Source organism: Microlunatus phosphovorus NM-1, from assembly GCF_000270245.1.
Classification (GTDB): Bacteria; Actinomycetota; Actinomycetes; order Propionibacteriales; family Propionibacteriaceae; genus Microlunatus; species Microlunatus phosphovorus.
The window spans coordinates 3,311,066-3,335,243 of sequence record NC_015635.1 but is presented as its reverse complement, the minus strand read 5'-3'; the positions used below and the strand labels follow the sequence as shown (position 1 = coordinate 3,335,243).

The following is a 24,178-nucleotide window of genomic DNA, read 5'->3' as shown; positions in this document are numbered from 1 at the left end:
TCGCCGGACTCTCCTGATGGATGGGAGGGTGACGCCATGAGCGACGCACCCAACGTGGAGTACGGCGATCCGGCGGTCGCGCTCGGCGGCGAGATCCTGCGGTCGGTCGTCGGCAGCGGCGTACACGGCATCGCCATCGAAGGCACCGACGACCATGACGAGATGGGCGTCTACATCGAACCCCCGTCGTACGTCCTGGGTGTCGAGGAGCACCGTGACGACTACGTCTGGCGTACTCAGCCCGAAGGCGCGCGCAGCGGGCACGGTGATACGGATCTGATCCTCTACTCCCTGCGGAAGTATTTGCTGCTGGCGATCAAGGGCAACCCGACGGTGATGCTGCCGCTGTTCGCGCCCGAGGAGTCGCTGATCGTGGTGACTCCGCTCGGCGAGGAGTTGCGGGCGATGCGTTCGGCGTTCTTGTCCCAGCAAGCTGTCGAGAGGTTTCTCGGCTATATGCAGTCTCAGCACGAGCGGATGCTCGGCCAATCGAAGCGCAACGTGCCCAACCGGCCTGAACTGATCGAGAGGTATGGCTGGGACGTCAAGTACGGCAGCCATGCGCTGCGGCTGGCCTACCAGGGACTGGAGATCGCCGCGACCGGCACACTCACCCTGCCGTTGCCGTCCGAGCAGCGAGCACGCGTCCTGGCCGTCAAACGCGGTGAGGTGCCTCGCGCGGAGGTGTCGTCCGAGATCGCCGCTGTGGAGGTCCGGGTACGCAGGCTGCTTGACGAGGGCGGCACGCCGCTGCCCGAGACCGCTGCCCTGGACAGGATCAACATCTGGGCCATCGACGCCCAGCGGCGCCACTGGGGCTGGACATAGTGGCGTCAGCCGATGAAAGGGCGACGAGTGACATCCTCGTGGCTCAATGCCGGCTGAGTGGCGTGTCGCGCCACGAACGGCCGTTGAGCCACGCGTTTGTCACGGGCACTGGCTGAGCATGGTTAGTCGGTGGCTAGTCGGCCGGCACAGCGATAGAGTTAGGTATACCTAACCTCAGGAGCGGAGATGGCTGGTGTGGACCTGAGCGGTGTGCCGGAGACCACCCTGTGGACACTGCGGAACCGAGCCGAGGAGGCGATGCGACCCGGCTCGTATCTGGTCGATCCGGAGGCGGTCCGCCTGTATCGGACTCTCCAGGACTCCGGCGAGGACTTCCAGCGCTTCGGGAAGCTGAGTCAGTCCCATCCGCTCCGCGCGCTGGCTTTCGACACGGTGATCGCCGACTTCCTCGCCGGGCACCCTCGCGGGCCAGTGGTCGCACTCGGTGAGGGGCTGCAGACGACGTACTGGCGGTTGGGCCGGCCAGACGTGGCGTGGTATTCCGTCGATCTGCCCGAGGTCGTCGACGCGCAGCGACGGCTGCTTCCCGAGGAGCAGGCGATCACTCGGATCGGACGGTCGGCCCTGGACGACACGTGGCTGGAGGAGGTCGCCGCCGGCCCGGCGCTGATCACCGCCGAGGGACTGTTCATGTATCTGCCCAAGGACGAGGTGCACGCGCTCATCGCCGACCTGGCCGCGCGCTTCCCCGGTGGGCGCTTGGTCTATGACGCCATCCCGGCCTGGTTCAGCACGATGACGGTCAAGGGCAAGGTCAAGCTCTCCGATCGGTATGTCGCCCCGCCCATGCCGCATGCCCAGACGGTCTCCGAGGCCGCCCGCCTGACCGACGTCATTCCCGGCGTCGCTTCGGTCCGTGACGTGCTGCTGCCACCGGGGCGAGGTGTCTGGGCCAATCCAGCGATGCGGAGGCTCGCCGGCGCGCCGTGGGTGCGTGACCATCGCCCGAGCATCACGCTGCTGACGTTCGCTGAGATGGGGTAACCCTGACCAGGTGCGACCGTCGCAAGCGTCACATCGGCGTAATCGAAGCTGCCTATCATCGCGTCACAGCGAGGCCGCCCGGCGGTCCAGGTCGTCGGACAGGAGCATCAACGTGCATCTCACCCCCGCGGAGACCGAGAAGCTGCTGCTGTCGGTCGCCGGCATGGTGGCCCGTGATCGGCTCGCGCGCGGTGTCCGTCTCAACTACCCGGAGGCCGTCGCCCTGCTCTCGACCTGGGTGATCGAGCGGGCTCGCGAGGGTGCCCTGGTCGCCGACCTGATGGAGGAAGGCCGCGAGGTGCTCGGCCCTGGCGATGTGATGGACGGTGTCGCGGGCATGCTGGCCGAGGTCCAGGTCGAGGCGACGTTCCCCGACGGCCGCAAGCTGGTCACGATCCATGACCCGGTCGGTGCCGGTATCGAACCGGCCGACATCCCCGGTGGCGTGCGGACCGGTGAGGGAGAGGTGGTCCTCAATCAGGGCCGGGACATGATCGTCCTGGTGATCGAGAACATCGGGGACCGACCCATCCAGGTCGGCTCGCACCTGCATCTGCCGGATGCGAATGCAGCCCTGGCCTTCGACCGGGAGGCGGCTCGGGGCTTCCGGCTCGACATACCCGCCGGTACGTCGCGACGGTTCGAGCCCGGCGCCTCCCGTGAGGTCGTCGCCGTGGCCCTCGCGGGCGCGCGTCGCGTGCCAGGGATCCAGCCCGGCAAGACTCCCGCGGAGGTCCAGCTCTGATGGTCCAGATCACTCGCGCTGCGTACGCCGCCCTGTACGGCGCGACCGCCGGCGACCAGATCCGCCTGGGTGACACCGATCTGTGGATCGAGATCGAACGCGACCTGACCGTCGGCGGCGAGGAGGTCGTCTTCGGCGGCGGGAAGTCGATCCGGGAGTCGATGGCCCAGGGCATGACGACCCGCGCCGACGGAGCCCTGGACACGGTCGTCACCAATGCGCTGGTGCTGGACTGGTGGGGCATCGTGAAGGCCGATGTCGGCATCCGGGACGGCCGGATCGTGGCGCTCGGCCGGGCCGGCAATCCCGACATCGCCGACGGCGTCCATCCGGAGCTGCCCATCGGGCCGGCCACCGATGTCATCGCCGGCGAGGGCAAGATCTTGACCGCGGGCGCGATCGACTCGCACGTCCATCTGCTCTCGCCCTCACAGGTCCACGAAGCGCTGGCCACCGGGATCACCACCGTGATCGGCGGCGGCACCGGACCGTCGGAGGGTTCCAAGGCGACCACCGTCACCCCCGGTGCCTGGCATCTCGCCAACATCCACCGGGCGCTCGATCCGCTGCCGGTCAATGTCCTGCTGCTCGCCAAGGGAAACACCGTCTCCACCGAGGCACTGGCCGAGCAGGCGCTCGCCGGCGCCGGTGGCTACAAGGTGCACGAGGACTGGGGGTCGACTCCAGCGGCGGTCGACGCGGCCCTCACCGCGGCAGGGGAGTGGGGGCTCCAAGTAGCGCTGCACTCGGACTCGCTGAACGAGGCCGGGTACGTCGAGTCGACGCGGCGCGCGATCGCGGGCCGGTCGATCAGCGCGTTCCACATCGAAGGCGCCGGTGGCGGCCATGCGCCGGACATCCTCACCCTCGCCGCGGATCCCAACGTGCTGCCCGGCTCGACCAACCCGACGCTGCCGCACACGGTCAACACCGTCGCCGAGCACCTCGACATGCTGATGGTCTGCCACCATCTGTCGCCCGACGTGCCCGAGGATCTGGCGTTTGCCGAGTCTCGCATCCGCGCGACCACGATCGCGGCCGAGGACGTTCTGCACGACTTGGGCGCCATCTCGATCACCTCCTCCGATGCGCAGGCGATGGGCCGGATCGGCGAGGTCATCACCCGCACCTGGCAGGTCGCCCATGTGATGAAGGCACGTCGCGGCCGATTGGGCGGAGTCGTGACGGGGGAGTCGCTGCCGGCCGACAACGAGCGGGCCCGCCGGTATGTCGCGAAGTACACCATCAACCCGGCCATCGCCCACGGCATCGACCACACCGTCGGCTCGGTCGAGGCGGGCAAGCTCGCCGATCTGACCCTGTGGGAGCCGAAGTTCTTCGGGGTACGCCCGTCGGCGGTGATCAAGGGCGGCGCGATCGCCTGGGCGGCGCTGGGCGACCCGAATGCCTCCATCCCGACTCCGCAGCCGGTGTTGATGCGGCCCTCGTTCGCCGACACCACCGGCGCCGACCGGTCGGTGTCCTGGGTCGCGCCCGCGGCGCTCGACGACGGCATCACCGAGCGTCTCGGACTGCGTCGTACGTTGCTGCCGGTCCAGCCCACCCGAGCTGTCGGGAAGGCCGACATGCGCAACAACAGCGCGTTGCCGGAGATCGTGATCGACGCGGAGACGTTCGCGATCACCGTCGACGGGGAGCTGATCGAGCCGGCTCCCGCCGACCGGCTGCCCCTGGCCCAGCTGTACTCGATGTTCTGAAGCCTTGGCGCCGGGGATCGTGACACACGCAGGGAGCTCGCCGGAGTTGGTGGCGCTGATGCTCGCCGATGCCAGGCTGCCCACCGGCGGCCACACTCAGTCGGCGGGGCTGGAGGCTGCGGTCCGTGCTGGATTGGGGTGCGCGAGACCGGGCGACGGTCGGGCACTGGGCGAGGTGGCGGCGTACGCGCGTAGTCGGCTGCAGACCGTCGTACGGGTCGAGGCCGGTGCTGCCGTCGTCGCCCGCCAGCTGGCGCTGACCGGCGGCGATCCGCTCACCGTCGTACCGCACTGGGCCGCCCGGACTCCAAGCCGCGCGCTGCGGGCCGCCTCGGAACGGATCGGCCGCGGTTATCTGCGCTTGGCCGAGCGGATCTGGCCCGCGGTGCTCGACCACCTGCCGCGCGATGCCGAACTGGCCCGGCCGGTCGTTCTCGGGGTGATCGGTGCGGTGACCGGCCTCAGCGCGGCGCAGGTGGTGAGACTGGTCGCGTACGACGATGCACAGACGGTCGTGGCCGCCTCGCTCAAACTCTTGCCGGTCGGTCCGGCGGACGCGGCGGGCTGGCTGATGGATCTGCATCCCGCTATGGAGGAGGTCGTCGCGGCCGTGGTGAACCTGACCGATGGCGAGGAGATCCCGGCGTGCGGCGCACCCATGGTCGACTGCTACGCCGAAGCCCATGCCACCCAGAGAATGAGGTTGTTCCATGCCTGACCAGACTCCGTCCGACAACACTCCTTCCACGCCAGGATCGACCCGCTCGCTGCGGCTGGGGGTGGCCGGTCCGGTCGGCACCGGCAAGAGCTCGCTGATCGCGACCCTGTGCCGAGCCCTGTCGGCCGAGTTCGAGCTCGGGGTGATCACCAATGACATCTACACCGACGAGGACGCCCGTTTCCTGCGGTCGGAGGGCATCCTGGCCGAGGACCGGATCCGTGCCGTCGAGACCGGCGCCTGCCCGCACACCGCGATCCGGGACGATGTGACCCCGAACCTGATCGCGGTGGAGACCCTCGAGGTGGACTACGCCGGCGTGGGGACGCCGCTGGATGTCGTGCTCGTCGAGTCCGGCGGCGACAACCTCACGGCCACGTTCTCGCCGGCCCTGGTCGACGCGCAGCTCTTCGTCCTCGACGTAGCCGGCGGCGGCGACGTGGCCCGCAAGGGTGGACCGGGCATCGCCCGAGCGGATCTGCTCGTCGTCAACAAGACGGACCTGGCTCCGTATGTCGGCGTCGATGTCGAGCAGATGGTGGCCGACGCCTCGGCGGCCCGGGATGGTCGACCGGTTCTCGCGCTCTCCCGGACCGATCCAGGTTCTGTTGCCGCCCTCGCCGACTGGGTACGTTCGATGCTCGTTCTGCATCGCGCTGGTGCGCACATTCCGACCGACCCTGGGCCGATGGCACCCCACACCCACGCCGACGGCACGAGTCACATTCACGCGGCGAGCGATGGTCACGTCCACGCGCACTGAGTCCACGCGCACTGAGTCCACTGAGCCCGGGCTCACTGGGGCCAGCCGCACGCAGGTCACTCGCATCGCGGTGACGCCGGCCGGGTGCCGGCTGAGCCACGGACCGCTGGCGGCCCGGAGACTGCGTACCAATGATCCGCGCACGATCCGGGTCGCGCTGGTGGCGACCCAGGCGCTGCTGCTTTCCGGTGATCACGTACGCATCGAGATCGACGTGCGCGGCGACCTCGCATTGGAGGTCCTCGAGGTCGCTGGCACCGTGGCTTACGACATGCGTGGCGGGTCGGCGCGCTGGGACGCCCACGTACAGCTGGCCGATGGTGCGCAGCTGACCTGGCTCGGCGAGCCCTTCGTCGTCGCCACGGGCGCGGAGGTGCTGCGCTCGACCACTCTTGTGCTCGAGCGCAACACCTCGGCCACCCTGCGGGAGTCGCTCGTCTTCGGTCGCTCCGGTGAGGCAGGCGGCAGCCTGTTCGTCTCGACGCGGGCGACCTACGCCGGCCAGCCCTTGCTGGTCGAGGATCTCGACCTCTCACCGGCCGCCCGGGTCGGCCCTGCGGTCCTGGGTAGCAATCGCTGCCTCGACAGCCTCACTCGGCTCGGCGACCGGTTGCCGGAGCAGCCGGGCACTCTGCAGCTCGCCGGCCCCGGCTCGATCGTTCGGTGGATCGGCTCGGCGATGCACGAGTCGACGATTCATCCTGCGGCGGCGGCGTCACAGGGCTGAACGCGCGCGACGTGCGCGGCACTGCGGTCGTCTGTGTCCCCGCGGCCCGAGACATTCCCAGCTTCCGTGCGGCCCGCGGTCGTCTCTGGCCCGTGGGCGCAAGACCTACCCGGACCACGCGGGCTCAGTGATCGTTCGTGGCCCGCGGGCGACAGACGTTACGGAAATGCATGCGTCGACCGCGTTTGTGGCAACGGACCGGGCTACGAGCCGTCGACCATCCGGCGTACGCGGGCCGGAGAGCCGACGACCACGGTCCCGGCTGGCACGTCCTTGGTGACCACTGATGCTGCGGCGACGACAGCGCCGTCGCCAATGGTCACCCCGGGCAGGATCGTGGCGTTCGAGCCGATCCACGCGCCCTTGCCGATGACGACCGGCGCAGGTATGACATCTGCGCGATGAGCGGGATCGAGCGGGTGATTCAACGTCGCAATGACCACGTTGTGTCCGATCAGCGCCCCGTCGTGGATGGTCAGTCCACCTTGATCCTGGAACTTGCAGCCCATGTTGATGAAGACGTTCCGCCCGATGGTCGTGTTGCGCCCGAAGTCGGTGTGGAAGGGCGGGAACAAGGTGACAGAGTCGTCGAGGGGCCTGCCGGTCAGCTGAGCCAGTAGTGCACGCACACTCGCTCCATCGTGGTAGCTGCCGTTGAGCTCGGCAGTGATCCGCAGCGCGTCCTGCGCGGCCCGGTGCATGACGCGATGCAGCGCGGAACCACCTACGACCGTGCGACCTGCGTTGAGCTCAGCGAGCAAATCCTCGACCGTGGCGCTGCTCGATTCGTCGTCCGAGCCATCGGGGATCACCAAGTCCTCGTCGGTCATCTGTTTCTCGCTCTCATGTCTCTGGCTGTACGGCAGTTGCTGGTTGACTGATGAACGTCTCGTCAATCAGATGCGGGTTGAGCATGCATGCCCTTGAGTCTGGCCCATATTGATCCGGGCGGTCCCGCACCGATCAGCTTTGGGCGCCTCGGCCAAGATCGAGCGGCCCGGCCCGCGGTCATCTGTGGCTGAGGCACCAGATGCATAGGCCGTACGCGCGACTCGCGGTCATTCGCCGATGCGATCACTGGGGCCGGAGCAGGGCGTACCCGAGTGCCTCGACGCCGAGCGCTCCCAGCGGTCGGCGGTCCAGCCGCGGTCGGCCTTTGCCGGCCGCCTCTTCGTGAACCTGACCATCCGCGCTGCCCTAAGGCGCAGGCAGCGTTGCCCGAAGGGATGCTCACGGACCGCTTGCCTCCACGATGCCCATTCGTCAAAATGTACCGGTGATCGCAATAATTAGCGTCGCCTAACCCGCCTGACCGCCATGTCGGAGCACATCGCAGCAGAACCCACCAGGGTCGTCGCGCAGGTGCAGCCGATCAGGTCGGGCGGCAGTTCCAGCGATCACTGGAGCCTGCGGTTGCAGCGGTTGGCTGGGAACCAGGCGGTCGCGGGTCTGGTGGGAGCGGCCCGGCCGACTGTGCGGGCGGTGGCGCCGGCCTCGACGCGACCGCAGAGTCTGGCGGCGGTGTCACGCGCTTTGCGAGGAGCCGCGGCCGTACCGACGGTGGCGAATCGGCAGCTGCCGGGAGTCGGCTCCGGATCAGCCGGGTTCAACGGATCTGCACCGGAGACCGCGTCGATGTCGGTGGCCGAGCAGGGACAAACAGTCGCCGACGCAGAACCGACCGCGTCCGGCTCGACACCAGTCGCCGCCTTGTGGCGAAGGTTGCCCTTCGTGCAACGAGGGCTGCTGGATGACGCGGTCGGCGGTATCGCCAGCGTCGCTGGCGGGGTCCGCGACTCAGCGCTGCAGACGGTCGCTGGGTGGGCGCGACGGATGCCTGGCTATGAGCTGTTGTGCACAGTGCTGGGCCGTGACGTCGTCGCGGGCACTCCGGTGCCGCGGTCGGCCGTCGCCATCGTCAATGGCTTCCTTGGCCTGATGCCGCGCGGTGACGCCCTGCGCCAGCAGTTGCAGGAGTCCGGAGCGATCGATCGGGCCGGCGCCTGGTTCGAGCAAGAAGTCCCGAGACTAGGGCTGACCTGGGAGCTCATCCGGGGCCTGTTCACCCGGGCCTGGGACGCGCTGTCCGCAGCCGACCTGCTGGATCCCGAGGGCGCTTGGAACAAGATCTCGGGCCTCTTCGGCCCACCGCTGGCCCGGCTGCGCGACTTCGCCGTCGGTGCGGTGACCAAGGTCGCCGAGTTCGTGTTCGAGGGTGTGATGACGATGACCGGTGGCCTCGGTAGCCAGGTGATGGGGGTCATCCGGCGCGCCGGGGACGTGTTCAACCAGATCCTCCGGGACCCGGTCGGCTTCGCCGGCAACCTGGTCGCCGCCGTCCGCGGTGGACTGGGCGCGTTCCTGTCCAACATCGGCACCCATCTACGCAATGGCCTGATCGGCTGGCTGACCGGTTCCCTCGGCGGGATCATCCGGCTGCCCGCTCAGTTCGACCTCCGCGGCATCCTCGGCATGGCCATGGAGTTCCTCGGCCTCACCTGGGCCAACATCCGCGGCCGGATCGCCCGGCTGATCGGTGAGCGGGCGATGGGTCTGCTGGAACGAGGCGCCGGCGTTGTCCGCGACGTCGCCGAGCACGGCATCGGCGCGCTCACCGGCCGGATCGCCCAGTTCACCTCCGGGTTGGTCGACACCGTCCTCGGAGGCATCCGTGAATGGGTCACCAACAGCGTTGTCGGTGCCGCGATCACCCGGCTCATCTCGATGTTCAACCCGGCCGGCGCGGTCATCCAGGCCATCATCGCCGTGTACAACACCATCCAGTTCTTCCTCGAACGCGCCCAACAGCTCGGCGCTTTGGCCAACTCGATCTTCGACTCGATCGCCGCCATCGCCTCAGGCAGCATCGGCAACGCCGTCAACGCCGTCGAGAATGCCCTCGGCCGGGCCGTACCCGTCGTCCTCGGCTTCCTCGCCCGTCTGATCGGACTCGGTGAGATCGCCACCCCTGTACGCAATGTGATGACCCGCGTGCAGACCGTCATCGACTCCGCCATCGACCGCGTCGTCGGCTGGATCGCCGGTCTGGCACGGCGGATCGGCGGGGCGATCCGCGGGGAGCCCCGTGAGCAGTCTTCGGGCGGCCCGATGCCCGCGGGAGGTCCCGCAGATGGCAGCGTGGTCGCAACCGCGACGACCTCGGCTGGTGGTCACAACTACGAGGGTCGCGCCCTCGTAGCCGGCACCGGTCTGCGCGTTGTCGTCCAGCGCATCGTTCTGCCTGCTGCTCCCGCGGCCGCCGCCAGTGCAGCAACGGCACCTCTGCCGGTCCGTGAACAACTCAACCGGCTCGTCGCCAAAGTCGAACGGATGCAACGCATCGGGAAACCGGTGACGCCTGAAGACGTCTCCAGGATCAACACGATGTTGCGCCAAGTGATCAACGAAGACCTCGCCGCGGCCGCGTCCCTCGGGGCCACTTCAGGGTCGGGGCTGGCCGCCCACGTCACGGAGTTCAACGGCCTGCCGGCGGGCGAGGCACGGCGGAACGCCTACTACATGGAGATGGTGAGCTGGCCGACTGTCACCAGGACGATCGTTGCCCGTGACCTGTCCCGGATCGAGGGGATCGTGCGACGGCTGGCTGTTGGCTGGGTCTCGGGTGAAGACGCGATCGAGGACTACCTCGACTCGCTGTACGAGATTCGGATCGGGAGTGAGGACGCCAGCGACGAGCGGATCGCGGGCATGCCGAAGTACGTGCCGCGGCCGGCGTTCGACGCGTTCATGACGGCGGCAGCAGGCATTCGTCGTGCCTCGCGCACGGGATCGACGATCAGCACCAACTCGGCCGCCCGGCAGGCAGCAGTCGACGTCCTCTGCGCCGCCATCCGCGCAGGAGGCTTCGACGTGGATCACCGGACCCCCTTGTCGCGTCACTGGCTGACGATCGGTCACCGGTCGACGGCTGAGGTTCGCGCGCGGATCGCCAGCGACCCGGACAACCTGGTAGCAGTCTCGGCGAGCTGGAACAGGTCCAAGGGCGGGGAGAGCTACAACACGCCACCCGCCGCCGGATTCACTCGGCGGCCCGGCGAGACCGCACCTCCTCCCGCGCCGGCCGGTGCTTCCGGCGGCGTTGCCTCCAGTGGCATCTTGGCCCCTTCGACCGGCTAGACCGCGGGCGACAGCGGGCAAGGGCAAGTCGTAGGCGGTCAGCTGCACGGGGGCTTGCACGGTCCGGAAACGCGTCCCGTCACCATCATCCCCTGCAGTGGCCCTGGACCCCGGCTTGCAGCACGCTAACGACGTCTGCAGGCCACTCATTGAGCAGTTGGAGCAGGAACATGTCGGGGTGGAGGATCTCGATCCCGTGCGGGGGTCGTGGCATCGGCGGGGAAGTCCTTCAGATTGAACGTGACCAGCGCGTCCGCGTGGTCGTGCACGGCGGCGGCGAGCACGTGACGGTCCTTGGGGTCGCAGGTCATCTGGTCGATCAGGTCCTCGAACCCGTCGACGAGGGCCTCGGCGCCGAAGGCGGTCCGCATGTTGCCGACCCGACGTGCGGCCCGGGTTGGGTCGACGCCGAGCTTGAGAAGGTTGCGCTCGACCTCGTCGAGGATCTGATCCGACCACAGCGGTTGGAACAGACCGGCCTCGGCGAACCACAGCAGCGTCGTCGCGAGCCGGATCGGGACCAGCACACACGCGTCGAGGACGGCGGCCGGGCCACTCACCGCGTGCTGATCACTCGGTCGGCCGGCGTGTCCTCCGTGACGTCTTGAGCCAGCTCGTGCATCGCAGCTCGTCGTCGGGCTGTGCTCTCGGTGCGGTAGCCCTCCAGAGCGGCCGCCGCGATCCGGCGGTGGACCCCGCCGCCCTCGGCGAGGAGTTCACCACGGTCGATCAGCCGCACCACCGTCATCCGGCTGACGCCGAGCAGGTCGGCTGCCTGCTGAGTGCTCACGAACGCGTCCGCGGGAAGGACGACGGCACCACTGCTCGACTCCAGCACCTCCAGAACACGGAACAGTGCCGTCCTCGCCGGGTCCGGGGCTGTCTTGTTGTCGCCGGAGGGAGTGCCGAGCGCGTGGTCTATAGCCCAACGCAGGCGTTGGGCCTCATCGTGCGCGATCACCCCTGCCATCGTCTCAGGATACTCGCAAACGCTCAAAACGCACAGGAGGGAAGCCTGGGTGCTGGCTAGCTTCGCGCCGGGCGAAGGGACGTCGGCGACGGTTAGGGCCGTTAGGTGAGACGTGCTGGCGACGTATCCACACTTATGGTCGTCGCCCCTGCGGGCCCCTCCAAGCCGGTGCTCTGCGCGCGGGCGAGAAACCGGCCCGGCGGTCGGTCGGCGAGTGAACTCCAACTCGCCCGGGCGGGGACGTGGGGTACGCGCCGCAACGGTTTGCAGGAGCCTGACCTACCGGTTCTTCGTCCCAGCACCATAGCTGGCGTGCCGTCAGATCAGATGAGAGGCGGTCGGTCACCGAGTTCGCTGATCTTGGTCGCGAGTCGTTCGATCTCGTCGGGGACCCTGGTGAGGTCTCTGGTAGCCCTCAGGATGTCTTCGTCGCGGAAGGACACGTTGTAGGTAGCGGTGAGCCACTTCTTGAAGTCGGGAGGGTTTCTGCTCGCGGACGTTGCTCCTTCATACTCGTGTCGAAGTGACGACCAGTCTGACTTCGCTCGTGGTACGAGGCTGTTCACCGGGAGGTACTCGATGATGTCCTGGGCCTTGAGCTAGCCGTGGCGACAAAGGGCGGTCCGAGAAAGACGAAAGCCCTCTGACCAGTATTTCACCTAGTCAGAGGGCCTTTCTCGTAGCGGGGACAGGATTTGAACCTGTGACCTCTGGGTTATGAGCCCAGCGAGCTACCGAGCTGCTCCACCCCGCGTCGCGAGATAGAAGACTACGTCACGGTCGGGGAAGACCCAAATCCTGCGCTGAGACCTGCGTCACGTACTGTCCGCTGCTGCCACGCAGCCACACTCGGACGACAATGCGAGGGTGCAGCAGGAGCGTCATGGCGTACGAAGGATCGTGTCGGACTTCTGGCGTGGCAGGGACGTCGGGATCATCTACGGCCTGATCGTCATCATCGCGAGCACCTGGATCGCCGCGCACCCGCGCTCCGAGGTACGCGAGCTCATCCAGAATGTCAGCACGAACCTGAACAACATGCGCTCCCATCCCTTGGAGGTGCTGTTCGCGAGCGCGTTCGTGGTCTCGCCGCTCACTCAGCTGCTGTTGGTGCCGGTGGTGATCTTCGTGTTCGGCATCGTGCAGCGTTGGCTCGGTCGCACGGCACTGATCGCCATCTGGGTGTTCGGTCATGTCGGGGCGACCTTGTTCGTGATGTCGATGGAGATCACGGCGCTCTACCGTCACATTGCGCGGTTCTCCATCACCGTCAAACCAGACGTCGGCGTCTCATACGGCTTGGCGGCAGCCATCGGGCTGCTTGCGGCCTGGGTGCCACATCGCTGGCGGGTTTGGTACGCGCTCGGCTGTCTCGTCGCAACCTGCGGCATGCTGGCGATCTGGCCTGACTTCACCTCCCTCGGACACCTGACCGCGATCGTCATCGGATTGGGCATGGCGGCTGCCGTACACGGCGGTGAGCTGTCGGCGACGAGCGCAGCGAGTGACGAAGACACGTAGCCTCGGCTCATGACCGTCACGACAGCTACGGCCCCACCCCAAACGGGAGCCGATGACGTGCTTCGCCGCATCGCGCGGCAGTTGGCGCCGTACAAGCGGTCGATGGCCTTGGTTGCAGTGGTCGTGCTGGTCTCGGCCGGACTGACCTCACTGGCCCCGTTCCTGACCCGGGCAGTCTTCGACGATGCCCTGTTCCCGGTCGATGGTGGTCCGGTGAACCTCGGCCTGATGTGGTGGCTGTTCGCCGGCTTGGTCGCCATCCCCGTTGTCACCGCGCTGCTCGGCATCGGCCAGAACTACCTGACCAGCAAGATCGGCAACTCCGCCATGGCGGATCTGCGCAGCGACCTGTTCGAGCATCTGCAGAAGATGGAGCTCGCCTTCTTCACCGGCACCAAGACCGGGGCGATCCAGTCGCGGCTGGCCAACGACGTCAGCGGCGTACGAACCGTGCTGACCGACACCGCCACCACGATCCTGCAGAACTCGGTGACGGTGATCGCCGCGTTCGTGGCGATGGTGTTGCTGTCCTGGCAGCTGACGCTGCTGACCTTGATCGTGATGCCGCTGTTCCTGATCGTGCAAGTCCGGGTCGGTCGCCGACGACAACGGATCGCCCGGCGTACCCAGGAATCGCTGTCGGAGATGACTGCGATCACCGAGGAGTCGCTCTCGGTGTCCGGGATTCTGCTGGCCAAGGTGTTCGGTCGAGGACAGGCGGAGACCGAGCGCTATCGTCGGGAGAACCACAACCAGACCCGGCTGCAGATCGAAGCGGCGATGACCGGGCGGACCTTCTTCGCTTTGGTGCAGACCTTTTTTGCCGTCACTCCGGCACTGATCTATCTGGTTGCTGCCTATCTGATGACCGGCCGGATCGCTGGGGGAGAGGTGCTCACCGCCGGCACCCTGGTCGCCTTCACCACGCTGCAGGCCCGACTGCAGATGCCGTTGATCCAGTTGATGCGGGTCACCCTTGATGTCCAGACCTCACTGGCGTTGTTCCGCCGCATCTTCGAGTACTTCGACTTGGAGCCCGCCATCACCGAGCGCCCGGATGCCCGCCCGCTGGCGCGCACCCGGCACGGGGGACGGGTGGAGTTCGACGATGTCTGGTTCCGCTATCCGGAGCCGCGGAGCCTGAGCGGTGATCGGGTCGGCCCGCGGTTCGGAATAGCGGCGTTGGACGAGATCGATGAGCCAGGGGAGCCGGGGGCGGAAGAAGCCCCGGCGCGCACCTGGACTCTGGCCGGCATCTCGCTGCAGATCGAGCCCGGTCAGCTGGCGGCGATCGTCGGCCCGTCCGGCTCGGGCAAGACCACCACGACCTATCTGGTGCCGCGGTTCTACGACGTCGATCTCGGCGCGATCCGCATCGACGGTCTCGACGTACGCGACGCGACCTTCGAGTCGCTCGCCCAGTCGGTGGGCATGGTCACCCAGGAGCCCTACCTGTTCCACGGCACGTTGTACGACAACATCGCGTACGCGAAGGAGGGCGCAACGCGGGCCGAGGTCGAGCAGGCCGCTCGGGACGCCAACATCCACGACCGGATCATGAGCTTCGATGCCGGCTACGACACGGTGGCCGGCGAGCGCGGCTATCGGCTCTCGGGTGGTGAGAAGCAGCGGCTAGCCATCGCCCGGGTGCTGCTGATGAACCCGCGGGTGCTGATCCTCGACGAGGCGACCTCGGCGCTGGACACCGAGACCGAGCGGCTCGTTCAGCAGGCGTTGGAGCGGGCCACCCAGGGCCGCACCACCATCGCCATCGCGCACCGCCTGTCGACCATCCGCAACGCCGACGTGATCTTCGGACTGGAGGACGGAGTGCTGGTCGAGGAGGGCACCCATGACGAGTTGCTGGCACGCGGCGGCCTGTATGCGCGGCTCTATCACGAGCAGTTCGACGGAGGTCGAGTCGAGGGCCGGTTCGCCGACGGTGTGGTCTATGCCGACGGTGAGGTCTGGTGCGACAAACGGGCGGGCCGAAGGGCCGATATCGGCGTCTAGCTCTCCACTGAGATCGGTATCGCTCTCAGCGGATGTCACGCGCCAGTTCACGCGCGTCGGCGTACTCCAAACCGGTCAGCTCGAGCAGATCGACCAGCATCGAGCGTGCCTGTGCCAAGATCACAATGGCATTGATGCCACCGGTTACCTCGAGTTGCGCCGACTCCTGCGCCGCGGCGATCAGGCCCTTGCGCGCGGCGACCGGCAGCTTGCCCTCATGCAGATCGAGTGCCACCCGCTCCGCCTGGCTCGCGGTCGTCTCGAGGAGATCCAGATAGGCGGTGGGCACCTGATCTCCATGCCAGACGGCAACGAGACTGCGCCGGGCGAGCACCCGCAGATTGCGGCTGGCGCGATCCAACGGCTCGGTCAGTTCGGCGTACGCCAGGGCCGCGCCGAGCTGGCTACGCCGGAACGGGCTGTGCCGGACCACCGCGAGGCCCTCCGAGGCCGCCTCTTGGATCAGATCGAGCTGGTCGGCCTCCGCCCGTGCCCGTTCCAGCACCTCGTCGGCGGCCTTTGAATCGGACTCCCGCAACGCGGTGGCGGCCGCACGCAGGGTGGCCGCCATCTCCTGCAACAGTACGGCGGCCAGCAGGCCTGGTCGTCGCACCGGGGCGCTTGGTGCCACGGTCGCGACCGCCAGTGCCAGCGCACAGCCCACGACAGCGTCCAGCCACCGACCGAGTGCCTGGCCGGGCTCGGGCATCAGGGTGGTCACGATGATCGACTGGACTGCTGCCTGGATCATCATCAGCGGACCCGCGCCGACCAATGTCGCCAACGACATCGCCACCGCCGACACCACCACGATCTGCCAGACGCCGGCTCCGAAGGCTGTCACGAAGATGTCGCCGACCAGCACACCCACGGCGACGCCGATGGCGACCTCGACGCCCCGGCGCATGCGGTTCCCGTAGGTGACGTTCAAGACGATGATCGCCGCAACCGGTGCGAAGAACGGTGTGGGATGGCCGAGGATCAGCTCCGCCATCCACCAGGCCAACCCGGCGGTCACGGCGCACTGACCGATCAGAAAGCTCCGTCCACGCCAACGCAACAGCCGACGTCTTGCGGAGCGATAACTCCTCCTGGTGGTGCGCTCGGTGAGGTCGAAGGCGCGGAGCCGTACCCTATCGAGCGTTGAGCGGTGCAAATCCACTCATCCGTGATCTCAGCTAAGACTCGCGGAGCCGCCGGTGAACTTGGCAGAATGTCCGATCGTGACATCTTCTAACTCTCACGCGGCACCGATCCGCGTCACCGTCTGGGGCGAGAACTACCACGAGAACAGCGAGCGAGACCGCGACGCTATGGCGCGGCTGTATCCCGACGGGATGCACGGGGCCATCGCCGCCGGCCTGACCGAATTGCTGGGCGATCGGGTCCAGGTGCGGACCGCCACCCAGGACCAGCCCGAGCACGGGCTCACGGAGGAGGTGTTGAACAACACCGACGTGCTGACCTGGTGGGGTCATGCCACCCACGGTGGTGTCGACGATGCAGTGGTCGAGCGGGTCTATCAGCGGGTGCTCGGCGGCATGGGTCTGCTGCCGCTGCACTCGGCGCACTTCTCCAAGATCTTCATCAAGCTGATGGGCACCTCGTGCTCGCTGGCCTGGCGCGACTCGGGCGACACCGAACTGGTCTGGACCGTAGCCCCTGGGCACCCGATCACCGAGGGTGTGCCGCAGCCGATCGTGATCGACGGGCAGGAGATGTACGGGGAGTACTTCGACATCCCGCAGCCGGACGAGCAGATCTTCCTCTCCACCTTCACCGGCGGCGAGGTGTTCCGCTCCGGCTGTACCTGGCGGCGCGGCAAGGGTCGGGTCTTCTACTTCTCGCCCGGTGACCAGGACTATCCGGTCTACCACCATCCCGATATCAAGCGGGTGCTCGCCAACGGAGTTCTCTGGGCAGCTCCGGCGCGGACCGCCGACTTCGTCGCCCCGGCTCCTGCGGACATGCGGCCGCCCTTCTTCCAGGGTGCGCAGCTGGCCAATCAGGGCGCACAGCTGGCTGCGGAGGTGTCGGCATGAGAAGCGAGACCTCATTGCGGGCCGGTGTCGTCGGTCTCGGCTGGGCCGGCCGCCAGCACATGGATGCCTACTCCTCCCAGGCCGATGTGGAGCTGGTCGCCCTGGCCGGCATGGAGGCGGACCAGCTGGCGCTGCTCGGTGACAAATACGGCATCGCGCCCGAATATCGGTTTGCCGACTGGGCGGACCTGGTCGCTGCCAACTGCGTCGACGTGCTGAGCATCGCCACGCCGACCGCGTTGCATGCACCGATCGCGGTGGCCGCTCTTGATGCCGGCATCCATGTGCTCAGCGAGAAGCCGATGGCCGAGAACGCCGACAAGGCGCAGACCATGGTGGATGCGGCACGACGGAACTCCCGGGTGTTGGAGGTGTCGTTCAACCACCGCCGCCGGGGTGACGTACAGGTGCTCAAGCAGATCGTGGACGCGGGTCTGCTCGGCGACATCTACTACGCCAAGGCGGGCTGGTTGCGGCGTGAGGGCATCCCGGGCATGGGCAGCTGGTTCACCCGGCAGGCCAAGTCCGGCGGTGGCCCGATGATGGACATCGGTGTGCACATGCTGGACATGGCGCTGCACCTCCTCGGCGAGCCGGACGTCACCACCGCGACGGCGGCGACGTACGCAGAGTTCGGTCCGCGTGGCAAGGGTGCGTCGGCGTACGGGCTGGGTCGCAAGACCGAGGTGACCGCCGACGACTTCGACGTCGAGGATCTGGCCACGGCCTTCCTGCGGCTGGACGGTGGCGGCACGCTGCTGCTGGAGTCCAGCTGGGCGCAGTGGATCCCCTACGACCAGTGCTACGTCACGCTGTACGGGTCCGAGGGCGGCGCGGCCATCGAGTGGGGCGGCGAGCCCGGTGATCCGTACCGCAAGCTCGGCATCTGGACCGAGAAGGACGGCGTGCCGGCCGTGCTGACCCCGGTCGTTCCGCCGGACGGCGGTCACCTCGAGACGGTGCTGCAGTTCCTGGCGATTGTCCGCGGGGACGCTCCCACCGAGCACGACGGCGCCGAGGCCCTGGTCCGGGCCAAGGTCGTCGACGCCTGCTACGCCTCGGCGGCCAAGCACGCGGAGGTCAGTCTCGGCGGCTGACCGGCGGGGAAGCAATTGGGGTGAAGGAGTGCGTGAGACTTCACCCCAATTTTCACATGAGTCACAGCTTTTTCTTTGGTAACACTGGCGTGTTGTCCTTGACCTATCGCAGGCTGTGGGCCACTTGTTTCCGACGAAGTGGATGGCCATGCCTGCTGGGAGATCCGACGACCGCACGCACACGCTCACTGGTCTCCGGGGCAGGGCCCGTCACCTGGTTGTGATGGGCCTGGCCCTCGCCGTGGCGGCGACCGCGTTTCTGGCCGCGCCGACCACAGCCGCCGCCGATCCGGCGACCGGGCCTCGGTCCGGCAGCTTCCGGATCGACGGCGCCGGATTCGGTCATGGCTGGGGGATGAGCCAGTACGGCGCCTACGGTGCCGCCAGCAAGGGGCTGAGCTGGCAGCAGATCCTGGCGTTCTACTACCCGAAGACCAAACGGACAAAGCTGCCCAGTGACGGCACCATCCGGGTCTGGGTCACCGGCGACAACGACGGCCGCCTGGGCTTCAAGCCGGCCGCCGGGGCCAAGGTCAGCGACGGTTCGAAGAGCTACACCCTGCCGACCGGGTCGGCGTACCACGACTGGCGGATCAGCCGGTCCGGCTCGGGCTACAAGCTGCAGCACAAGTCGTCCGGCGGCAGCTGGAAGACCAAGAGCACCGGCCTGGGCACGGGCACCTGGAAGGTGACCAGCAGCAGCGGCAGCCTGCGACTGATCATGCCCAACGGGTCGACTCGCGGCTACCGCGGCAGCCTGTCGCTGATCAAGCGCGGCAGCAGCGGCCGGACCGTGAACACCGTGGCGATGGAGAACTACGTACGCGCCGTGGTGCCCTCGGAGATGCCCACCTCGTGGCATCGCGACGCGGTGCGGGCACAGGCGGTGGCGGCTCGGACCTACGGCGCGTTCCTGCGGGAACGCTCCTCGGCCTCCGGCTATGACATCTGCGACACGACCAGCTGCCAGGTCTATCGCGGCATGGACAACGAGACCGGCAACGGAGATGCGGCGGTCACGGCCACCGCGCACGTGATCATGAGCTTCGCCGGCAAGCCTGCGTACACCCAGTTCACCTCCTCCAACGGGGGCCAGATCACCACGGGTGACTACAGCTACCAGATCGCCCAGAAGGACCCGTACGACGGCGTGATCAAGAACCAGACCTGGAGCAAGACGATCTCCGCCGCCAAGCTCGGCCAGGCATTCGGAGTCGGCACGGCGAAGAAGGTGCAGATCACCAAGCGCGACGGCTATGGGAAGTGGGGTGGCCGGGTCACCACGATCAAGATCACCGGCAGCAAGCGGTCGGTGACCGTCGGCGGCACCACATTCAAGGGCAAGTTCGGGATGCGGTCGAACTACTTCACCGTGAACGGCACTTCCTCGACCGCGAAGCCGCAGCCCACGACGCCGACGCCGACGCCCGTGACCATCAAGCCGGGCGCCAAGTACGCGGTGTTCCCGCACAGCTACCGGTCGACCAGCAAGGCGGACCTGCTGCTGATCGTCGGCAGCAGCCTGCGCCGCCACCCGATCAGCGCCGGCTCGCTCGGTGCCGGGGAGGTCATCGACTCCGGGTACGGGACATTCAGTCACGTCGTCAACGCCGGCGACTGGAACGGCGACGGGTACGCCGACGTGGTCGCCCGGAACTCGCGCGGTCGGCTGCTGCTCTACCGCGGCACCACGTACGGCAGCTTCGACACCGGCACGGATCTTGGTGTTGCCTCCAGTCACGTCAGTCTCACTGGTGTGGGGGATGTGAACGGCGACCGGTTCCCCGACCTGATGGGGATCGACAGCAAAGGCAAGGCCACGCTGCTCCATGGCAACGGCAAGACAGGCATCAGGTCCACCTCGTCGGTCGCCGGGTCGTGGGCGGGCCGAGACTGGCTGCGTGGGGCCGGGGACTTCAACGGCGACGGGCGGATGGACGTGATCACCCGGTCCGGCAGCAAGCTCAGCGTGCATCTGGGGACCAAGAGCGGCGGCTTCGCGGCCTCGAAGGTGATCGGCACCGGCTTCGACAAGGTGTCGTCGATCACCGCGGTCGGGGACGTCAACGGCGACAAGCACAGCGATCTGGTCGTCCGGCTGTCGAACGGGAAATTGCGGCTCTATCGCAGCAACGGCACCAAGCTGGTCGGCTCCACGACGTACGCCGGGTCGTACAGCGGCACCCGGTTCGCGACCTAGTTCATGAGTCCACTCGCGACGACGACGCGCGTTCACCGGCTACGTCGTCACTCTTCGCGAAGGCAAAAAGACGCGCCTTCACTCATCGCTCCTTCGCACGCCGGGCGCATCGTCTTCCCGCTCGTGTCCTAGCCGGTGCCATGATCGAGCCATGATCGATGGACTCGCGGTCGGGCATCACACGGCTGACGGAGAGGGCTGGCTGACCGGCACCACGGTCGTCCTCAGTGCTGACGGAGCCACCGGTGGAGTCGACGTCCGCGGCGGCGCGCCGGGCACTAGGGAGACCGATCTGCTGGATCCGCGGGCGCTGGTCGAGCAGGTCGATGCGGTGGTGCTCTGTGGCGGCAGCGCGTACGGGCTGGCCGCTGCCGACGGAGTGATGGCCGCCCTGGCCGCTGACGGGCGTGGCTTTCCGGTCGGGCCGAACGCCGGCGAGGTCGTGCCGATCGTGCCTGCGGCCGTGATCTTCGACCTGGGTCGTGGTGGGGTCTTCGCCCATCGTCCGACCGCGGAGTTCGGTGCGCGCGCGTACGAGTCGGCGAAGAAGGCACTGGCCGGCACCGGACGGAACCGCCGAGTCTCCGATCCCGCGATCGGCTGTGTCGGTGCGGGCACGGGCGCACTGGCCGGAGGCCTCAAAGGTGGCTTTGGCTACGCCGAGGCGGCCGTGACGCTTGGCGATGACACGCCGGTCGCTCGGGTCGGCGTCGCGCTCGTGCTGAACGCCGCTGGCTCCGGGGTGGACCCGGCCTCCGGTCGGCTGTGGTCGGATCGGGCGGGGGCGCTGGACAGCCCGGACACCGTGGGTCGGGTGGCGCTGTCAGCCGCCAGGGGCCGAGCCGGACGACCGTTCAACACCACCATCGGAACGGTGCTCACCGATCTGAGTCTGACCAAGGCACAAGCCGGCAAGCTCGCCGCGATCGCCCACGACGGCCTGGCACGAGCGGTACGCCCGGCGCACGGCATGACGGACGGTGACACCTTCTTCGCCTTGTCCTCTGGCCGCCGTCCGCAGCCGAGCGACCCGCCGGCCGCTGTGGGACTGCTCAACCGACTGCTCGAGATCACCGCCGATCTGGTGGTGGACGCCTGCTTCGCCGCGCTCACCGCCGCGCAGACCCGTGGCGGGCTGCACTGCTACCGCGAGCTCGCCGGGCTGGAGTGACGGCTTCACCCGCCTGATCGGTTGAGACAGGCTGTGGCGGCTCGGATCGGTGTTCCTACACTGGACCGCTGGAGACTGCGCGACAACGACGCCCGCGGACGATGACCTACCCGAACGAGGGACCATGAGAGCGCTGCTGCTGGAGAACATCCACCCCGAGGCCGTACGGCTGCTCGGCGAGCGTGGGATCGAGGTGCGTACCACCAAGGGCGCGCTCGATTCCGACGAGCTGATCTCCGCCTTGGATGGGGTCCAGCTGCTCGGCATCCGCTCCAAGACCACGGTCACGGACGAGATTCTCGCCGCCGCACCGGATCTGCTTGCCGTGGGTGCCTTCTGCATCGGCACCAACCAGATCGACCTCGGCGCCGCCTCGGAGCGGGGGATCGCGGTCTTCAACGCGCCCTTCTCCAATACCCGCAGCGTCGTCGAGCTGGCCGTCGCCGAGATCATCTCCATGGCTCGGCACCTGACCGACAAGAACGCGATGATGCACGACGGGGTGTGGGACAAGTCCGCCAAGGGCGCCCATGAGGTCCGTGGCCGGACACTCGGCATCGTCGGCTACGGCAACATCGGCAGTCAGCTGTCGGTGGTGGCCGAGGCCCTCGGCATGCGGGTGCTGTTCTACGACATCGCCGACAAGCTGGCGCTCGGCAACGCCCGTCGCTGCCACAGCTTGGAGGAGCTGTTGGCCGAGGCAGAGACCGTCTCGCTGCACGTCGACGGGCGGCCGGGCAACGCCGGCATGTTCGGCCGAGCGCAGTTTGCCATGATGCGACCGCGCAGTCTGTTCCTCAACCTGTGCCGCGGCATGATCGTCGACCACGAGGCGCTGCGGGACCACCTGCTCAGCGGGCACATCGCCGGTGCCGCGGTGGATGTGTTCCCGGAGGAGCCGAAGGTCGTCGGCGACCCGTTCGAGTCCTGCCTGCAGAACATCCCGAACGTGATCCTCACCCCGCACATCGGTGGCTCCACCCAGGAGGCGCAGGAGGACATCGGCCGGTTCGTGGCCGGCAAGCTCCGGGAGTATGTCGGCGCCGGCAACACGACGATGTCGGTCAACCTGCCGCCGGTGGCCACCGAGGTGGGCGATCGGACCCGCATCTTGCACGTACACCACAATGTGCCGGGGGTGCTGGCCACGGTCAACGGGGTGCTGGCCGACAGCAATGTCAACATCGAGGGCCAGACCTTGTCCACCAAGGGACTGCTCGGTTATGTGATCACCGAGGTCGGGGGCGCGTTGCCCGAGGAGACCGAGGCGAAGCTGCGCGACCTGCCCGAGACCGTACGGCTGCGCGTCATCGCCGCCTGAGCAGACGCTCGGCGTCGGCGATCAGCGGGGGCACCCATGGCGCGCAGTTCTCCACCGTGCTGAGCTCGGCCAGTGACCACCAGCCGACTGCGCTCAATTCGTCCGGCGCGGCGACCCGAGGCTCGATGCCGTCGGCGAGCTCACCCATGTACGTCACGGTGAGCACTGGCTGCCCGGCGTCACCGAGATAGAGCTCGCTGGACAGGTAGTGCAGGTCGACTCCGGCCAGGTCCAGTCCGGTCTCCTCGGCGACCTCCCGGCGAGCGGTGGTTTCGAACACATCCGGGCCGACCACCGGCTCGACGTGGCCACCGATCAGCCCGACCTGACCCGGCGCGTACGCGACGCCCGGTGAGCGAACCGCCAGCAGCCAGCGCCCCGCGCGGTGCAGCAACACGCATACGTTCGCCTCGTACCGCGTTCGCTCCGACATGCTCAGCGATGCCGGAGCCGGCGCACCACGAACACCAGCAGCGCCACTCCACCGACCGCGCCGGCCAGCCAGGGCAGCCAGGTGCGGACCACGTCGGGCAGCACCTGCAGGTGTGGGGCAGACTCCGGTGGCGGTGAATATGCGTACGTCGGCCGCTCCGAACCGGCCCGCGTCGAGGACACAGCAGGATCCACGTCCGCCGTGGATCCCACGATCTCGCTCCCGTCCGCTGTCACCGCGTCAGCTGCCGCCCCAGACTGCTCATTGGTCAGTCCGGCGGCCAGTTTGGCGCCGATACAGCTGACGAACTGGTCCTTCAGCCGGTCGCTGACCGAGGTGATGACCCCGCTGCCGAGCTGCGCCGGTCGGCCGGTCAGGTCGAGCTCGGTGAGCACCTGCACGGCGGTCGCGTCTGTTCCCACGGGCCGGAAGGTGGCCGTGACCCGCGCCGCGCCGGCGGCGACGCCACGCCGATCGCGGGCATTGGCCTTGACCACCATCCGACGATCCGCGACATCGATCCGGACCACCCGCGCCGTGCCCTCGAAGACCAGCGGGAACGGACCGAACTTGATCTTGACGGCACCGTGGTAGACCTCGATGTCGCGCCCCCACACCGTGGCTCCTGGGAAGCACGGAGCCAGCAAGTCCAGCTGGCCGAAGACGTCGAAGACCTGATCTATCGGCGCCGGCAGATCAAAGGTGTGGGTGAGCTGCATGGCGTCATTCTGCACTGGCCGGTCCCCGCGTCTGCGGCGCCCAGTCGCAG

Annotated in this window: 21 protein-coding genes and 1 tRNA gene; 15 read left to right on the top strand and 7 right to left on the bottom strand. The window is 67.9% G+C overall.

The features are described from left to right. Window positions 1-36: 36 nt before the first annotated feature. The 7 genes from MLP_RS15060 to MLP_RS15030 all read left to right on the top strand — a co-directional run bounded on the left by MLP_RS15060 (window position 37) and on the right by MLP_RS15030 (window position 6,504). Complete coding sequence (locus tag MLP_RS15060) at window positions 37-828, top strand: nucleotidyltransferase domain-containing protein (protein ID WP_013864000.1); 792 nt, start codon at window positions 37-39, stop codon at window positions 826-828. Window positions 829-1,014: 186 nt separating this feature from the next. Further along, entirely contained in the window at window positions 1,015-1,833 is an 819-nt protein-coding gene (locus MLP_RS15055) for a class I SAM-dependent methyltransferase (protein ID WP_013863999.1), read from the top strand. Window positions 1,834-1,945: 112 nt separating this feature from the next. After that, window positions 1,946-2,578, top strand: a complete 633-nt coding sequence (locus MLP_RS15050) for an urease subunit gamma (RefSeq protein ID WP_013863998.1) — start codon at window positions 1,946-1,948, stop codon at window positions 2,576-2,578. After that, window positions 2,578-4,296, top strand: coding sequence for an urease subunit alpha (locus MLP_RS15045; protein WP_013863997.1), 1,719 nt, complete (start codon window positions 2,578-2,580; stop codon window positions 4,294-4,296). The genes MLP_RS15050 and MLP_RS15045 overlap by 1 nt, the downstream gene beginning before the upstream one ends. Window positions 4,297-4,315: 19 nt before the next feature. Next, window positions 4,316-5,014, top strand: coding sequence for an urease accessory protein UreF (locus tag MLP_RS15040; RefSeq protein WP_231851321.1), 699 nt, complete (start codon window positions 4,316-4,318; stop codon window positions 5,012-5,014). Then, window positions 5,007-5,777, top strand: coding sequence for an urease accessory protein UreG (gene ureG, locus MLP_RS15035; protein WP_013863995.1), 771 nt, complete (start codon window positions 5,007-5,009; stop codon window positions 5,775-5,777). Before MLP_RS15040 ends, ureG begins: the two co-directional genes overlap by 8 nt. Before the next feature lie 70 nt (window positions 5,778-5,847). Next, window positions 5,848-6,504, top strand: coding sequence for an urease accessory protein UreD (locus tag MLP_RS15030; RefSeq protein WP_172641578.1), 657 nt, complete (start codon window positions 5,848-5,850; stop codon window positions 6,502-6,504). A gap of 203 nt (window positions 6,505-6,707) precedes the next feature. Here MLP_RS15030 and MLP_RS29255 read toward each other — a convergent pair whose 3' ends face one another. Then, window positions 6,708-7,334 (bottom strand): DapH/DapD/GlmU-related protein, encoded by a 627-nt coding sequence (locus MLP_RS29255; protein WP_013863993.1) that lies wholly within the window; start codon window positions 7,332-7,334, stop codon window positions 6,708-6,710. A gap of 487 nt (window positions 7,335-7,821) precedes the next feature. Here MLP_RS29255 and MLP_RS26510 point away from each other — a divergent pair, with 487 nt between their 5' ends. Beyond that, window positions 7,822-10,641, top strand: a complete 2,820-nt coding sequence (locus MLP_RS26510; protein ID WP_013863992.1) for a phage tail protein — start codon at window positions 7,822-7,824, stop codon at window positions 10,639-10,641. 146 nt (window positions 10,642-10,787) lie between these two features. On the opposite strand, the gene MLP_RS15015 is transcribed toward MLP_RS26510, so the two are convergent. The 3 genes from MLP_RS15015 to MLP_RS15000 all read right to left on the bottom strand — a co-directional run bounded on the left by MLP_RS15015 (window position 10,788) and on the right by MLP_RS15000 (window position 12,365). After that, window positions 10,788-11,201 (bottom strand): PIN domain-containing protein, encoded by a 414-nt coding sequence (locus MLP_RS15015; protein WP_013863991.1) that lies wholly within the window; start codon window positions 11,199-11,201, stop codon window positions 10,788-10,790. Continuing rightward, window positions 11,198-11,611, bottom strand: coding sequence for a helix-turn-helix domain-containing protein (locus tag MLP_RS15010; RefSeq protein ID WP_013863990.1), 414 nt, complete (start codon window positions 11,609-11,611; stop codon window positions 11,198-11,200). Before MLP_RS15010 ends, MLP_RS15015 begins: the two co-directional genes overlap by 4 nt. A 680-nt stretch (window positions 11,612-12,291) precedes the next feature. Continuing rightward, a tRNA-Met gene (locus MLP_RS15000) sits at window positions 12,292-12,365 on the bottom strand. 113 nt (window positions 12,366-12,478) lie between these two features. On the opposite strand from MLP_RS15000, the gene MLP_RS14995 reads away from it, so the two are divergent. Both MLP_RS14995 and MLP_RS29250 read left to right on the top strand, forming a co-directional pair. Beyond that, the gene (locus MLP_RS14995) at window positions 12,479-13,132 is read left to right on the top strand and encodes a rhomboid-like protein (protein WP_013863988.1); all 654 of its coding nucleotides are present in this window, start codon (window positions 12,479-12,481) and stop codon (window positions 13,130-13,132) included. A gap of 9 nt (window positions 13,133-13,141) precedes the next feature. Further along, the gene (locus MLP_RS29250; protein ID WP_013863987.1) at window positions 13,142-15,145 is read left to right on the top strand and encodes an ABC transporter ATP-binding protein; all 2,004 of its coding nucleotides are present in this window, start codon (window positions 13,142-13,144) and stop codon (window positions 15,143-15,145) included. A gap of 25 nt (window positions 15,146-15,170) precedes the next feature. Here MLP_RS29250 and MLP_RS14985 read toward each other — a convergent pair whose 3' ends face one another. Further along, complete coding sequence (locus tag MLP_RS14985; protein WP_013863986.1) at window positions 15,171-16,163, bottom strand: FUSC family protein; 993 nt, start codon at window positions 16,161-16,163, stop codon at window positions 15,171-15,173. A 205-nt stretch (window positions 16,164-16,368) separates the two neighbouring features. On the opposite strand from MLP_RS14985, the gene MLP_RS14980 reads away from it, so the two are divergent. The 5 genes from MLP_RS14980 to serA all read left to right on the top strand — a co-directional run bounded on the left by MLP_RS14980 (window position 16,369) and on the right by serA (window position 22,976). Beyond that, window positions 16,369-17,187 carry a ThuA domain-containing protein gene (locus MLP_RS14980; RefSeq protein ID WP_041792521.1) on the top strand — a complete coding sequence of 273 codons (819 nt, stop codon included), beginning with the start codon at window positions 16,369-16,371 and terminating at the stop codon, window positions 17,185-17,187. Next, entirely contained in the window at window positions 17,184-18,284 is a 1,101-nt protein-coding gene (locus MLP_RS14975; RefSeq protein WP_013863984.1) for a Gfo/Idh/MocA family protein, read from the top strand. Before MLP_RS14980 ends, MLP_RS14975 begins: the two co-directional genes overlap by 4 nt. A gap of 223 nt (window positions 18,285-18,507) precedes the next feature. Further along, window positions 18,508-20,484: a SpoIID/LytB domain-containing protein gene (locus MLP_RS26505; protein ID WP_049804558.1), complete on the top strand. Its 1,977-nt coding sequence runs from the start codon at window positions 18,508-18,510 to the stop codon at window positions 20,482-20,484. Window positions 20,485-20,635: 151 nt separating this feature from the next. After that, window positions 20,636-21,655, top strand: coding sequence for a P1 family peptidase (locus MLP_RS14965; RefSeq protein WP_013863982.1), 1,020 nt, complete (start codon window positions 20,636-20,638; stop codon window positions 21,653-21,655). 124 nt (window positions 21,656-21,779) lie between these two features. Continuing rightward, a complete protein-coding gene (serA, locus tag MLP_RS14960; protein WP_013863981.1) occupies window positions 21,780-22,976 on the top strand; it encodes a phosphoglycerate dehydrogenase in 1,197 nt (398 codons plus the stop codon). On the opposite strand, the gene MLP_RS14955 is transcribed toward serA, so the two are convergent. Both MLP_RS14955 and MLP_RS14950 read right to left on the bottom strand, forming a co-directional pair. Then, a complete protein-coding gene (locus tag MLP_RS14955) occupies window positions 22,963-23,409 on the bottom strand; it encodes an NUDIX domain-containing protein (protein WP_013863980.1) in 447 nt (148 codons plus the stop codon). The genes serA and MLP_RS14955 overlap by 14 nt on opposite strands. Window positions 23,410-23,411: 2 nt before the next feature. Then, window positions 23,412-24,128, bottom strand: coding sequence for an SRPBCC family protein (locus MLP_RS14950; protein ID WP_013863979.1), 717 nt, complete (start codon window positions 24,126-24,128; stop codon window positions 23,412-23,414). Window positions 24,129-24,178: the final 50 nt, after the last annotated feature.

Coding starts and splice junctions, on each gene's coding strand:
- MLP_RS14950 (WP_013863979.1), bottom strand. CDS start 24,128: ATGCAGCTCACCCACACCTTTGATCTGCCGGCGCCGATAGATCAGGTC.
- ureG (WP_013863995.1), top strand. CDS start 5,007: ATGCCTGACCAGACTCCGTCCGACAACACTCCTTCCACGCCAGGATCG.
- MLP_RS15055 (WP_013863999.1), top strand. CDS start 1,015: ATGGCTGGTGTGGACCTGAGCGGTGTGCCGGAGACCACCCTGTGGACA.
- MLP_RS15045 (WP_013863997.1), top strand. CDS start 2,578: ATGGTCCAGATCACTCGCGCTGCGTACGCCGCCCTGTACGGCGCGACC.
- MLP_RS14965 (WP_013863982.1), top strand. CDS start 20,636: ATGATCGATGGACTCGCGGTCGGGCATCACACGGCTGACGGAGAGGGC.
- MLP_RS29255 (WP_013863993.1), bottom strand. CDS start 7,334: ATGACCGACGAGGACTTGGTGATCCCCGATGGCTCGGACGACGAATCG.
- MLP_RS14975 (WP_013863984.1), top strand. CDS start 17,184: ATGAGAAGCGAGACCTCATTGCGGGCCGGTGTCGTCGGTCTCGGCTGG.
- MLP_RS14955 (WP_013863980.1), bottom strand. CDS start 23,409: ATGTCGGAGCGAACGCGGTACGAGGCGAACGTATGCGTGTTGCTGCAC.
- MLP_RS26510 (WP_013863992.1), top strand. CDS start 7,822: ATGTCGGAGCACATCGCAGCAGAACCCACCAGGGTCGTCGCGCAGGTG.
- MLP_RS26505 (WP_049804558.1), top strand. CDS start 18,508: ATGGGCCTGGCCCTCGCCGTGGCGGCGACCGCGTTTCTGGCCGCGCCG.
- MLP_RS29250 (WP_013863987.1), top strand. CDS start 13,142: ATGACCGTCACGACAGCTACGGCCCCACCCCAAACGGGAGCCGATGAC.
- serA (WP_013863981.1), top strand. CDS start 21,780: ATGAGAGCGCTGCTGCTGGAGAACATCCACCCCGAGGCCGTACGGCTG.
- MLP_RS15010 (WP_013863990.1), bottom strand. CDS start 11,611: ATGGCAGGGGTGATCGCGCACGATGAGGCCCAACGCCTGCGTTGGGCT.
- MLP_RS15060 (WP_013864000.1), top strand. CDS start 37: ATGAGCGACGCACCCAACGTGGAGTACGGCGATCCGGCGGTCGCGCTC.